This window comes from Providencia alcalifaciens DSM 30120 (assembly GCF_000173415.1).
Taxonomy (GTDB): Bacteria; Pseudomonadota; Gammaproteobacteria; order Enterobacterales; family Enterobacteriaceae; genus Providencia; species Providencia alcalifaciens.
The window spans coordinates 1-11947 of the sequence record NZ_ABXW01000059.1; the positions used below are offsets into that span (position 1 = coordinate 1).

The window sequence follows — 11947 nt, forward strand, 5'->3', positions numbered from 1 at the left end:
TACCATTCTAATAAATGGACAGCTGACAGCCTTGATTATGACTTTATCTCAGTAAATAAAAACCCATACCGCGCAGCTATGGAATTATTTTTATTAATGAAGGATGCGGAAAATAACAATAAAACAAGTTCAAGCAATGACGACGCTGGTATTAATTGATGGTATTACGTATCAAATAGCATTACCAAAACAATATGTACATCTTCAGGCAAAGCAAGCGCTGATGTTCGCTCAAGAGTTCGGTGGTTTAATTATTCCATGTAAGTTTACTGACATAAAGCCAATGGAAGCCGATGGATTGCCTTTTAATATTAGTGATAGCAAGGATGAAGGCTGACTACGGAGGTAGCCATACACCAAAGGAATTGCGTGATAGATGGCAAACTCCCCTACCTTTATTTACAGCATTGGACGCTGAATTCGGTTTCTATTTAGATGCCGCTGCCGATAAAAACAACCACCTTTGCACTCATTACCTCACCGAAAAGGACGACTCACTAAATTGTGATTGGGAAAGTTATGGAGCTATTTGGATTAACCCGCCCTATTCTGATATTCAGCCATGGATTAATAAAGCTACCGAGCAATGTAAAAAGCAATTACAGCCTATAGTGATGTTAATTCCGTCTGATACATCAGTAGGTTGGTTTAATTCGGCATTAGAAACAGTTGATGAAGTGAGATTAATTACAGGAGGTCGAATATCTTTTATTAATGCTGGTACCAACAAACCAGTTAACGGAAATAATAAAGGCTCAATGCTTTTAATATGGAGACCATACATCACCCCACGAAAGATAATTAGCACTATCGATAGAGATGAATTGATGAACATCGGAAATCAAATATTAAATGAATGGAAAATAGCATAGGTGAATTATGGATATTATCGACCAAGCAAACAAATTAGAACAATTACACATTCAAGCCGCATTATCAAATCGCCAGCCAGTAATTAAATCAATAAACGGAATGTGCATCTGGTGCGAAGACATGCCAGCAGCACCAAATAGCGCATATTGTAGTAAAGAGTGCGGAGATGATGATGAACAATATAAGCGGAAAAATGGATGATGTAACGCTTTAGAACGGACGACGAAAGATAGCAAGGGAATGCTTAAACTAACCACTTAAATTAGAAGAAAAATAGACCATAATATATCCATCATACTAAATAAATACACTCCACAATTCAGCCATTTGAATGACAAAAAACACTTCCGACCCAAGATGATTTTAGGTCACTTAGTCCGTACAATAGAAAAGGAAATTAATTATGGTTAAGTATTTCACTGTAAGAGATTTTGCAAGTAAACACAGGCGGAGTGATGAAACCATCAGACGATGGATTAGCGCAGGTAAAATATATCCAGCCCCAACATTTGATGGTTATCAATATTTAATTCTCCCTTCAGCTCAAAAAATAACTAATTATGATAGATTAAATCCAACCATTTTATTAAGCAAAGACAGCAAACTGTTAAAAAGGATTAAAACAGATGGCAAGGAACAGAGCCCCCAAAAACGCACACTTACCACCTAATCTATATTGCAGAAAAGGATATTATAGTTATAGAAATCCAGAAACTGGAATAGAATACGGAATGGGAAGAAATAAAAATGAAGCCATAAATGAAGCTATTTCAGCGAACTTATTTATTTATGGCAAAAAAGAAACATTAAGAGAAAAAATATCTAATGATACTGTTGTTAAACTACATGAATGGATTGATAGATTTAACAACATTATCATTCACAGAAATTTAAAGAAAAGAACCCTTGATGATTATCAAGGACGTTTGAAAAGAATAAAAAATAGTTTTAATAACATCCCTCTTCATGAAATAAAAACAAAAGATATCGCTGATTATATAAATAAAATTGTTTCAAATGGAAATATTACTACTGCGAGATTAATGAGAAGTATATTGAAAGATATGTTTAATGAAGCAATGTCAGATGGAGTTACGGACTCAAACCCAGTAATTGCGACAAGAGTCCCTAGAAATAAAATTGCCAGAAGTCGACTTTCAGAGAGCGACTATCTGGCTATATATCAGTCCGCGGTAATTAATTGCCAACCATGGGTAAGCATGAGTATGGACCTAGCCATATTAACAGGTCAGCGCTCAGGGGACATAAGAAAGTTAAAGTGGGATGATGTACGAGATGGTTTTTTATGGATCGAACAAGAAAAGACAGGAACAAAAATAGCAATACCACTGAACATTTCAAATAGCATAGCCAATAAGACATTGCAATTAGTATTAGATAGATGTAAACATGAACTAAATGGCAAAGAGTCTGTTCTTGTTTCGCAGAGAGGTGATATGCTGGCAGATAAAACTATTGGTAAATCATTTTCTTTGGCAAGAGATAAAAGCGGACTATCTTGGGAAGGCTCTCCGCCAACGTTTCATGAAATAAGAAGTTTAGCCTCCAGAGTCTATGGCATTGAAAAATCAGATGAGTTCGCTAACCAGCTCCTAGGTCATAAATCCATGGATATGACAAGAATGTATCAGGATGACAGAGGCTTAAGCTGGAAGAAAATTGAAATTTGATATTGAATTTATTTTGAGTTATTTCGGAGATGTACTCCTAATACTATGATTTATAAAGGTAAAAAATGATTACTCATATCAGTCCATTAGGATCTATGGATCTACTGTCTCAGCTTGAAGTCGACATGCTGAAACGTACGGCGAGCAGCCATTTGTATCAATTGTATCGAAACTGCTCCTTAGCGGTGTTACATTCAGGAAGCTTAACTGACAGCAGTAAAGAGCTATTAGAAAAAAGTGCAAGTTTTGATATCAATATCTTACGTCGCGAACGTGGCATTAAGCTGGAACTCATCAATCCCCCTGAAAAAGCATTCGTTGACGGAAAAATTATTCGCTCATTACAAGCTAACTTGTTTGCTGTACTGCGCGATATTCTGTTTGTGCATGGACAAATCAGTACAGCAAAACAGCAATTCCATCTCGATTTGGAAAACAGTGTCCATCTAACCAACATGATCTTTTCTATTTTACGTAACGCCCGTGCTCTGCATATTGGTGAAGACCCGAATATGATCGTGTGCTGGGGTGGTCACTCCATCAATGAAAACGAATATTTATATGGTCGTAAAGTTGGTAATGAACTTGGCTTACGTGAACTGAATATCTGTACCGGTTGTGGACCCGGCGCGATGGAAGCACCGATGAAAGGCGCTGCCGTTGGCCATGCGCAGCAACGTTACAAAGACAGTCGTTTTATCGGTTTAACCGAACCCTCTATCATTGCGGCAGAGCCACCTAACCCACTCGTTAACGAACTGATTATCATGCCTGACATCGAAAAACGTCTTGAGGCATTTGTACGTTTAGCTCACGGGATTATTATTTTCCCAGGTGGTGTAGGAACTGCGGAGGAACTTCTGTATTTGTTAGGCATCATGATGGATCCTGAAAATACCGAGCAAGTGTTACCTCTCGTGCTCACGGGACCAAAAGAGAGTGCTGAATATTTTTCTGTACTGGATGACTTTATTCGCCACACTCTGGGTGATGAAGCCAGCAAACATTATCAAATCATTATCGATAACCCACAAGAAGTGGCTCGCGTAATGAAAAAAGGAATGTCTGCTGTGAAAGAGAGCCGCCGTAATACTGGCGACGCTTACAGTTTCAACTGGTCGATTAAAATTGCACCAGACTTACAGCATCCATTTGAACCAACCCATGAAAATATGGCGTCACTGAACTTGCACCCAGACCAATCTCCTGAAAAATTGGCGTCTGATTTACGTCGTGCTTTCTCTGGGATTGTCGCGGGTAACGTGAAAGAAGTTGGTATGAAAGCCATTGAAAAACATGGTCCTTTCAAAATTCACGGTGATAGCGACATTATGAAACGTATGGATATTTTACTCCAAGGTTTCGTGAAACAGCATCGTATGAAATTGCCGGGTGGCACCGCTTACGAACCTTGCTATGAAATTGTGAAATAATCACCTACGCGCCAAGGACGGCGCGTTTAACTACCAAACGGCTTATGATCCATTTATTAATTATTGATGCTTTAAATTTAATTCGACGTATCCACGCGGTTCAAGGTAGCCCATGTGGAGAAACCTGCTTGTCCGCTATTTCTCAATTGATTAACCACACTAATGCAACTCACGTTGTTGCCGTCTTTGATGAGGAAGGTCGACACCATAGTTGGCGCCATGAAAAGCTACCTGACTATAAAGCAGGACGTCAGCCTATGCCTGAATCATTACACACTGAACTCCCCAACTTAGTTGCTCAGTTTGAAGAAAATGGTATTCATTGCTGGCAATCTGAGGGAGACGAAGCCGATGACTTAGCGGCCACTCTCGCTAAACGCATTGCCAATTCTGGGCATACCGTCACCATCGTCTCCACCGATAAAGGCTATTGTCAGTTGCTGTCACCCAATTTACGTATTCGTGACTATTTTCAAAAACGCTGGCTAGACGTGCCTTTTATCGAAAATGAATTTGGGGTCAAACCTGAACAACTTCCTGACTACTGGGGTTTAGCGGGGATCAGCAGCAGTAAAGTTCCCGGAGTTGCAGGAATTGGAGCTAAAAGCGCCACGGAGCTGCTTCAGCGATTCCGCTCGATTGAAAATTTGTACGCCAACTTTGATGTTCTTGAAGAAAAATGGCAGAAAAAATTAGCAAATCAAAAAGATATAGCGATAATCTGCCGAGAAATTGCGACACTAAAAACGAATATTGCGTTGAAAGGCAACCTAAACCAATTACGCTATCAAGCTAAATAGTAGACACAAAAAAGGTCACTTTGAAGTGACCTTTTTGCTATTCAAACCAATCCAGCTTTGACTTAATAATATTCACGCGCCATTGGGTTTGCAGACCAAACACGTTGTACATGCACGGTGACTTCTTCACGGTCATGGTAAAGCTGTTTCGCGTGGATCAGAACGTTGATACCATTCTCTTTCAGCTGAACTTTCATTTTTTCCAGAATATGCGCGACTTCTTCATAACGCTTTTTCATCGGCAACTTCAAGTTAAAAATGGTTTCACGACACCAGCCTTCTTGTAACCACTGCGTCATCAATGCAGCAACTTTCGCGGGTTTTTCTACCATATCACACACTAACCAAGTGATATTCTGCGATGTCGGCTTAAATTTAAAGCCATCTTCACGATGGTGTCGAACTTGTCCTGTATTCATCAAGCTTTCCGCCATTGGACCATTATCAACGGCATCAACCATCATACTGCGTTTCACCAACTGATAAGTCCACCCGCCTGGACATGCTCCAAGATCAACGGCTTTCATTCCACTCCCTAAACGCTCATCCCACTCTTCATAAGGAATAAACACATGGAAAGCTTCTTCCAATTTTAACGTTGAACGACTTGGTGCATCTGATGGGAATTTTAAACGCGGAATGCCCATGTAAAAATTCGAACTATTATTCGAATAAGAATAGCCGGCATAACAACACCCCGGTGCAATAAAGAACACATGGATCACCGGGCGTTTAAAGTTCTCTTTCGCCAATAATACTTTCTCTTGGCGTAACGCATTACGCAGAGGTACTGTAAATTTACGGCAAAACTTCATTAACTCTTTTGATTCATTGGTATCTGCGACTTCAACTCGCAGATCACCTGCTCGCTCAACCAGCTTGCTAAGCGCATTCACAATAGGAGTAACCCTATCTTCTGGAGGTAGATCTTTTAATAAATCGCCTACCACAAACATTTGACGAGCAAAAATTAATTCACGAAATGGCAGCGTGCGTGCAAGAATGTCTGCGTCCTCAGACTGATAACATTCAAAAATAACATAGCCGCTATTCTCTTTAACACGAGCAAAACCGTAAATTTCACGTTGTCCTGCTTTATCTGTAATTTCTGCTGCACACTCTTTTTCAAAGCCCGGGCGGCAATATAATGCAATCTTGTTACTCATTGCGTGACGCCGATTTCCTTAGACGCATAGCGCCAATAACTGCTAAAAGCCAGCCAACTAGGAAGCAAACGCCACCTATTGGCGTAAAATAAGAGAAGTATTTTACCTGCAATAAGGCCATACAATAAAGGCTACCACTAAAAAGAAGTATTCCGACGGAGAAAAATACCCCAGCCCAATAGAACCATAAAATGACTTTACGCAGTAATACTGCGCCCAGCACCATTAATGCAACGGTATGAAACATTTGATAACGCAATCCTGTCTCAATCCATGCCATTTGATGAGAGCTCATCATTGGTGCAAGTGCATGCGAGCCAATAGCACCAAATGCGACCACAAAAAATCCACTGATCCCTGCAAAAATTAACATCAAACGACTATTCACAATAGCACCTTCGTTTTTACTGTTTGATTATTGTATATGCGTCAAATCTTGGTCATTGGTAATAAACCCGAGCTTTTCTTGCTCACTGGCTGCTTGCGCGAGGATCCATTGACGAAATGCCGCAATTTTCCCTAAATCGGCCTGACTTTCTTGGCAGACCAGATAGAATGCGTTTTTACTCACTAAAACTTCACTAAATGGGCACACCAATCTGCCCGCATCAATTTCATTTTTTGCCATCACATTGTTAGTTAGCGCAACGCCTTGTCCATGTACTGCAGCTTGAATCACCATCGAACTGTGACTAAAAATAGGTCCCTGCTGTACATTAACAATATTCTGCAAATCTAACTGCTTCACATATGCCTGCCAATCACGGCGAGAAGAGTCATGAAGTAATGTATGCTTTGCTAGATCTTCAGGATTTTTAAGTTGATTCCCACCCGTTAACAACGAAGGTGAACACACTGGCATTAAGTATTCAGCATACAGCCTGTCAGTTCTTAGACCTGTCCAATTTCCTCGACCGTAAAAAATCGCAACATCGACATCATCGGCTAGCTTATCTTCTTCCCGATCAACCGCTTGAATACGTACATCAATGCCAGGAAACGCTTGATTGAATCCAGAAAGACGAGGAACTAGCCATTGTATCGCGAAACTTGGCGATAAGCTTACAGTGAGTGCGCCTTTTGCACTTCTGGCTTGAAGCTTTCTCGTCGCCTCATTTAAAGACGAGAAAATTTCCTTAATATCAAGATAATAACTTTGCCCTTCTTCCGTCAGTAACAATGAGCGATTTCGGCGACGAAACAACTTCAAACCAAGAAAATCTTCTAGGCTTTTTATTTGATGACTAACAGCAGCTTGTGTCACAAATAATTCATCTGCCGCTTTAGTAAAACTTAAATGACGGGCGGCGGCATCAAACACTCTCAGAGCATTTAAAGGCGGTAATCTTTTAGACATAATCTCTTCGGCTCAGCTTTGTTATATGCATTAGTTTTTCTCATCCGAAGCATTATAAATTGTCCATTGAGGATCCGCTAGTAAATACCTATAGTATGCACACTTCCTAAGCCGGAACGAAAAGTTGCAGAGTTTAGTTACTTTGAAACTTTTGGCTTTGTGGTTGTGATGTTGTGTTTGCAAGTTGTCTGGTTAAACCAGGCTTTGTAGCAATTGCTACTGTTTTTTTCACTTCCTGTACATTTACCCTGTCTGTCCATAGTGATTTTATAGTGCACCGCCAAAGCGCGGTGCTTTTTTTTATGTTGAGCGCGATAAAATCCATTATGGAAGATAAAAATTATTATCCCATCAGATTAAGAGTAAAAAAGCACACAAAACCATCTTAAATTAAATTTAATCATTAGATTAAAAGTAAACCGAAAACGTTTTAAACTACGTTGCATTTTTATGGCGCGCAATTATTCTAAAATCTGAGCAAAAATCTTCCTGTTAAGTGTAACAAATTATGTCTAATAATCGATAACTGAATAACATTTTTTGTTCCCATCTACTTATTCACTGTTTTCCGTTATTATCATAGCCAGATCATAATCACATTCGCCAACCGAATGATTAACGACAAAGAATCAGCATAATGGATAACTTTAACGCCCTTCAATTTCGCCAGCAATTTCCTGCTATCAGCTCAGATATCGTTTTTCTAGACAGTGCCGCTACCGCACTAAAACCGCTGGAAATGGTCAACGCCTCCGATAATTACTATCGTTTTTCAGGCAGTTCTGTATATCGAGGGCAATCGCCAGAGGCATTAAAAATCACGCAACTCTATGAGCAAGGGCGCTCCTTAGCGGCTAAGTTAATCCATGCGCCTGACGAAAAATCCATTATTTGGACTCGCGGTACCACTGAGTCGATAAATTTGATTGCTCAAAGCTATTTTCGCGAGAAACTTCAAAGTGGCGACGAAATTATTGTCAGCGAAACTGAGCATCATTCTAACTTGCTACCATGGCTGATGTTGGCACAGCAAACAGGTGCAAAGGTCGTAAAATGGGCAATAGAACCTGACTTAACGCTCGATATCAACGCACTACGCTCTATCTTAAACACAAAAACTAAAGTTATTGCTATCACTCAAATGTCCAACGTAACAGGCTACCAGCCGGACATCTCCACCATAACTAAATTAGCCCATCAAGTTGAAGCAAAAGTTGTTGTGGATGGCGCACAGGGCGTTGTACATCACCCTCTAGATATCTTGGCGACAGATGTAGATTTCTACGTGTTTTCAGCCCATAAATTATATGGACCAACCGGATTAGGAGTCTGTTACGGAAAACCAGAACATTTAGCCAACATGAATCCGTGGCATGGTGGTGGCAAAATGTTAAGTCACGTCGATTTTTCAGGCTTTACTCTTGCTCCAATACCACAACGTTTTGAGGCCGGAACACCTAACATTACAGGTGTAATTGCCTTTGCAGCAGTGCTTAAATGGCTTTCAACCCAAGATTTAACACAAGCTGAAATCTATACGTGTTCTCTGATAGATTACGCGTATGAGCAACTATCGCAACTCGACGGTATTATTTGTTATCGCACAGAAAACTCACCACTTTTATCTTTCAATTTCCACAATATTCATCATAGTGATTTAGGTCTCTTCTTGACCGAACAAAAAATTGCACTACGCTATGGGCAGCATTGTGCTCAACCGTTGATGGACGCACTCAATATAAGCGGCTGCTTGCGCATCTCTGCCATGCCATACAACAACAAACAAGATATTGATAAATTTATTAATTCTGTAAAATTTGCACTGTCGATTTTAAATGATTAAAAGGTAATCGCATGACTTTGTCTAGACATGAACTGGCTTCTCATCCATTTGGCACAGAGATTGTCATTCACGAAATCGTTGAACAGTTTTCCAAACAAAAAGCTTGGGAAGATAAATATCGCCTGCTCATTCAATTAGCCAAAAAACTGCCAACCCTTACTGAAGAAGAAAAGCAGCAAACTCAAGAAGTTCAGGGTTGTGAAAACCGCGTCTGGATTGGCGCCATCCTCAATGAAGATGACACATTTCATTTTTATGGGGATAGCGAAGGGCGTGTGGTGAAAGGATTATTTGCCGTTTTACTTGCCTGTATTGAACATAAAAATGCACAGCAAATTTTAGACACTGACTTTGATGAAATTTTCAATCAAACGGGTTTATCAGGACAACTCAGTGAATCCCGCCAAAATGGGATACAGGCGTTAATTTCTGTGGTTAAGAATATTGCAGGGGAGATGACCCCGGCAGAATAATGACATGATTGAGGCTACGCGGATACGGTAGCCTCAATGCCAACTATTTAGCCTCTCTTTGCGCTTTAGCGACCATCTTTTTCAACGCATGTGACACGGCAATAAAACCAAAGCTAGCTGTGACCATCGTGACAGCACCAAAACCTGATGCGCAATCCATCCGTTTTGAGCCATCCGCTGTGCTTTTCGCCGCACAGACGGTTCCATCACTTTGAGGGTAAACCAATTGCTCTGTCGAAAACACACAATCAATCCCCAGCTTGCCTTTACCATTTTTCACAACGTTAAAGTCTGATTTTAAGCGTTCACGCAATTTGGCAGCGAGTGGATCTTGGACTGTTTTAGCTAAGTCGGTAACTTGGATTTGAGTCGGATCAATTTGTCCCCCAGCGCCGCCCGTTGTGACTACGGGGATTTTAAAACGACGGCAATACGCAAGTAATGCTGCTTTAGGTCTTACACTGTCGATGGCATCGATAACGTAATCAAACCCCAAAGAAAGGTACTCAGCCACATTATCGACTGTTATAAAGTCATCAATAACATTGACGGTACATTCTGGGTTGATGGCTAAAATACGCTCTTTCATTACATCAACTTTTGGTAATCCCACCGTCGATTTCAATGCATGCAATTGACGATTGGTATTTGTGACGCAAATGTCATCCATATCGATCAAAGTGATCGCACCAATACCAGAGCGTGCTAATGCTTCCGCAGCCCAAACGCCAACGCCGCCCACACCAATAACGCACACATGTGAACGCGCAAAAAGATGAAGGGCTTTTTGCCCATATAAGCGCCCAATTCCAGCGAATCGCTGCATCCACGCCTCAGAAAGCTGAGCTTGCATAATCACAAACAACCTTAGTTAAAACGGTAACTTAGTAAAAATAACAGTCTAGTAAATAATCACTACATCGCACTAAAAACAGGCTGGCTCTTTTTCAGTACCCATACACGACCATAATGGTTATAAAAGCCTGCCATTTTGCCCGCTTCGTGCCCTGTTCCATGATAAATATCGAAATGATGCCCTTTAATTGCGCCCCCCACATCGAGAGCAACCATCATACGCATTTCGTATCTACCCGTAAATTTTCCATTACTATCTAATACTGGCACTTCGGCTAGCAATGCAGTTCCAGGTGGAATCAATGTTTTATCTGATGCTACCGAGGCTTTTGCCACTAATGGCACAGCACTCGCTCCCCTAACTGGGACAAACGATTGTGGTTTAAAGAAGACAAATGATGGGTTGCTTTCCAGTAATTCACGAACCTCTTGCTCACTGTGCGTGTTAGTCCAATCATGAATTGCTTGCAGCGACATTTTTTCTAATGGCACTTCGCCTCTATCAACCAATACTTTGCCAATACTTTTATAGGCATGACCATTTTTCCCTGCATAAGCAAAGAAATTCAAAGGACTACCATCCCCAAAGTCGACATAACCACTACCTTGCACTTCCATCATGAAGTTATCGACAGGAGAGTTACTGTAAGCGAGGATCAAGTTGTTACTGAGCGCACCATTATAGATTTGTGCGCGACTTGGTAAACGTTTCTTACCTTTTGACGGCATTCCATATAACGGATGTTGATAATCCCCTTGTGGCGAACGACGGGCTTCAATTACGGGAGTGTAGTAACCTGTAAACTGAACGTTTCCGTAGTTATCCATCCCTTCCATTTGGAAGGCTGATAAATTAAATCGCGACAACTGAGCCGGATCCCCACCTGCCATTAACCAATTCTCTATCGCATGGTAAGTATCATTATTGCTGTTGAATAAGCGTGGTGATGCATTTTGAATCTCAGTCACTTGGCGATTAAAATCCGGCGCATTTATTGGTCGCCCTTGCACATTAACCTGATTAACTTGTTGCAAGTCACTATGCATTTTTCCGTCTTTATATTGTTGTCCTTTATCTGTCGGATGAGACTGACACCCTGCAAGTAAAGAAAAAAAGACGCCCGCAATTAACCCTTTCTGCCATGAATTCATCTTTTACCACCTAACACATATCCAATATGAAGCGCACAATAGCAAACCCAAATTGAGAATGAAACGAGTATAAATATTTAGTTAAGTTATTTCTGAGTTCAACACCACTAAAGAACAAAAAAGCAACATTCTGTGTGATTTTTAAACTCCGATCGATGAAAAATGAAAAAAAAACACGAAAAAACTTGCATCAGATCTCATCCCGAGTATAGTGCCCGCTATCGGACGCGGGGTGGAGCAGCATGGTAGCTCGTCGGGCTCATAACCCGAAGGTCGTTGGTTCAAATCCAGCCCCCGCAACCAA

Annotated in this window: 14 protein-coding genes and 1 tRNA gene; 10 read left to right on the forward strand and 5 right to left on the reverse strand. The window is 40.7% G+C overall.

Going from position 1 to position 11947, the window contains the following annotated elements; translation table 11 throughout:
* Positions 1 to 136: 136 nt before the first annotated feature.
* The 7 genes from PROVALCAL_RS14730 (at position 137) to xni (ending at position 4797) form a co-directional block, all read left to right on the forward strand.
* Positions 137 to 337 carry a hypothetical protein gene (locus tag PROVALCAL_RS14730; protein ID WP_036978718.1) on the forward strand — a complete coding sequence of 67 codons (201 nt, stop codon included), beginning with the start codon at positions 137 to 139 and terminating at the stop codon, positions 335 to 337.
* Positions 327 to 872, forward strand: a complete 546-nt coding sequence (locus tag PROVALCAL_RS14735) for a phage N-6-adenine-methyltransferase (protein ID WP_006660114.1) — start codon at positions 327 to 329, stop codon at positions 870 to 872. The genes PROVALCAL_RS14730 and PROVALCAL_RS14735 overlap by 11 nt, the downstream gene beginning before the upstream one ends.
* A 7-nt stretch (positions 873 to 879) precedes the next feature.
* Positions 880 to 1074 carry a hypothetical protein gene (locus tag PROVALCAL_RS14740; protein WP_006660115.1) on the forward strand — a complete coding sequence of 65 codons (195 nt, stop codon included), beginning with the start codon at positions 880 to 882 and terminating at the stop codon, positions 1072 to 1074.
* Positions 1075 to 1276: 202 nt separating this feature from the next.
* A complete protein-coding gene (locus PROVALCAL_RS19350) occupies positions 1277 to 1543 on the forward strand; it encodes an excisionase (RefSeq protein ID WP_006660116.1) in 267 nt (88 codons plus the stop codon).
* The gene (locus PROVALCAL_RS14745; protein WP_036978716.1) at positions 1500 to 2564 is read left to right on the forward strand and encodes a tyrosine-type recombinase/integrase; all 1065 of its coding nucleotides are present in this window, start codon (positions 1500 to 1502) and stop codon (positions 2562 to 2564) included. Before PROVALCAL_RS19350 ends, PROVALCAL_RS14745 begins: the two co-directional genes overlap by 44 nt.
* Before the next feature lie 65 nt (positions 2565 to 2629).
* The gene (ppnN, locus tag PROVALCAL_RS14750) at positions 2630 to 3997 is read left to right on the forward strand and encodes a nucleotide 5'-monophosphate nucleosidase PpnN (RefSeq protein WP_006662984.1); all 1368 of its coding nucleotides are present in this window, start codon (positions 2630 to 2632) and stop codon (positions 3995 to 3997) included.
* A 44-nt stretch (positions 3998 to 4041) separates the two neighbouring features.
* Positions 4042 to 4797 carry a flap endonuclease Xni gene (gene xni / locus PROVALCAL_RS14755; RefSeq protein ID WP_006660119.1) on the forward strand — a complete coding sequence of 252 codons (756 nt, stop codon included), beginning with the start codon at positions 4042 to 4044 and terminating at the stop codon, positions 4795 to 4797.
* 62 nt (positions 4798 to 4859) lie between these two features.
* Here the strand turns inward: xni and rlmM are convergent, their stop codons facing one another.
* The 3 genes from rlmM to PROVALCAL_RS14770 are packed head-to-tail and all read right to left on the reverse strand — an operon-like array spanning position 4860 to position 7320.
* Positions 4860 to 5963 carry a 23S rRNA (cytidine(2498)-2'-O)-methyltransferase RlmM gene (gene rlmM, locus PROVALCAL_RS14760; RefSeq protein ID WP_006660120.1) on the reverse strand — a complete coding sequence of 368 codons (1104 nt, stop codon included), beginning with the start codon at positions 5961 to 5963 and terminating at the stop codon, positions 4860 to 4862.
* On the reverse strand, positions 5956 to 6351 hold the full coding sequence (locus tag PROVALCAL_RS14765; protein WP_006662981.1) for a DUF423 domain-containing protein: 396 nt from the start codon (positions 6349 to 6351) through the stop codon (positions 5956 to 5958). The genes rlmM and PROVALCAL_RS14765 overlap by 8 nt, the downstream gene beginning before the upstream one ends.
* Before the next feature lie 27 nt (positions 6352 to 6378).
* The gene (locus tag PROVALCAL_RS14770) at positions 6379 to 7320 is read right to left on the reverse strand and encodes a transcriptional regulator GcvA (RefSeq protein WP_006660122.1); all 942 of its coding nucleotides are present in this window, start codon (positions 7318 to 7320) and stop codon (positions 6379 to 6381) included.
* Between the two features lie 637 nt (positions 7321 to 7957).
* Between PROVALCAL_RS14770 and csdA the strand changes: the two genes are divergently transcribed.
* Together csdA and csdE are read left to right on the forward strand one after the other, a co-directional pair.
* Entirely contained in the window at positions 7958 to 9163 is a 1206-nt protein-coding gene (csdA, locus tag PROVALCAL_RS14780) for a cysteine desulfurase CsdA (RefSeq protein ID WP_006660123.1), read from the forward strand.
* Positions 9164 to 9174: 11 nt separating this feature from the next.
* A complete protein-coding gene (csdE, locus tag PROVALCAL_RS14785; RefSeq protein ID WP_006660124.1) occupies positions 9175 to 9636 on the forward strand; it encodes a cysteine desulfurase sulfur acceptor subunit CsdE in 462 nt (153 codons plus the stop codon).
* 43 nt (positions 9637 to 9679) lie between these two features.
* Here csdE and tcdA read toward each other — a convergent pair whose 3' ends face one another.
* Both tcdA and mltA read right to left on the reverse strand, forming a co-directional pair.
* Complete coding sequence (tcdA, locus tag PROVALCAL_RS14790) at positions 9680 to 10489, reverse strand: tRNA cyclic N6-threonylcarbamoyladenosine(37) synthase TcdA (protein WP_006660125.1); 810 nt, start codon at positions 10487 to 10489, stop codon at positions 9680 to 9682.
* A gap of 62 nt (positions 10490 to 10551) precedes the next feature.
* Positions 10552 to 11643 (reverse strand): murein transglycosylase A, encoded by a 1092-nt coding sequence (gene mltA / locus PROVALCAL_RS14795; RefSeq protein WP_006660126.1) that lies wholly within the window; start codon positions 11641 to 11643, stop codon positions 10552 to 10554.
* Positions 11644 to 11869: 226 nt separating this feature from the next.
* Between mltA and PROVALCAL_RS14800 the strand changes: the two genes are divergently transcribed.
* A tRNA-Met gene (locus PROVALCAL_RS14800) sits at positions 11870 to 11946 on the forward strand.
* Position 11947 lies beyond the last annotated feature (1 nt).

Excerpts from the sequence above, each read along its gene's own strand:
- PROVALCAL_RS14730 (WP_036978718.1), top strand. The coding sequence starts at position 137 with ATGACGACGCTGGTATTAATTGATGGTATTACGTATCAAATAGCATTA.
- PROVALCAL_RS14735 (WP_006660114.1), top strand. The coding sequence starts at position 327 with ATGAAGGCTGACTACGGAGGTAGCCATACACCAAAGGAATTGCGTGAT.
- PROVALCAL_RS14740 (WP_006660115.1), top strand. The coding sequence starts at position 880 with ATGGATATTATCGACCAAGCAAACAAATTAGAACAATTACACATTCAA.
- PROVALCAL_RS19350 (WP_006660116.1), top strand. The coding sequence starts at position 1,277 with ATGGTTAAGTATTTCACTGTAAGAGATTTTGCAAGTAAACACAGGCGG.
- PROVALCAL_RS14745 (WP_036978716.1), top strand. The coding sequence starts at position 1,500 with ATGGCAAGGAACAGAGCCCCCAAAAACGCACACTTACCACCTAATCTA.
- ppnN (WP_006662984.1), top strand. The coding sequence starts at position 2,630 with ATGATTACTCATATCAGTCCATTAGGATCTATGGATCTACTGTCTCAG.
- xni (WP_006660119.1), top strand. The coding sequence starts at position 4,042 with ATGATCCATTTATTAATTATTGATGCTTTAAATTTAATTCGACGTATC.
- rlmM (WP_006660120.1), bottom strand. The coding sequence starts at position 5,963 with ATGAGTAACAAGATTGCATTATATTGCCGCCCGGGCTTTGAAAAAGAG.
- PROVALCAL_RS14770 (WP_006660122.1), bottom strand. The coding sequence starts at position 7,320 with ATGTCTAAAAGATTACCGCCTTTAAATGCTCTGAGAGTGTTTGATGCC.
- csdA (WP_006660123.1), top strand. The coding sequence starts at position 7,958 with ATGGATAACTTTAACGCCCTTCAATTTCGCCAGCAATTTCCTGCTATC.
- csdE (WP_006660124.1), top strand. The coding sequence starts at position 9,175 with ATGACTTTGTCTAGACATGAACTGGCTTCTCATCCATTTGGCACAGAG.
- tcdA (WP_006660125.1), bottom strand. The coding sequence starts at position 10,489 with ATGCAAGCTCAGCTTTCTGAGGCGTGGATGCAGCGATTCGCTGGAATT.
- mltA (WP_006660126.1), bottom strand. The coding sequence starts at position 11,643 with ATGAATTCATGGCAGAAAGGGTTAATTGCGGGCGTCTTTTTTTCTTTA.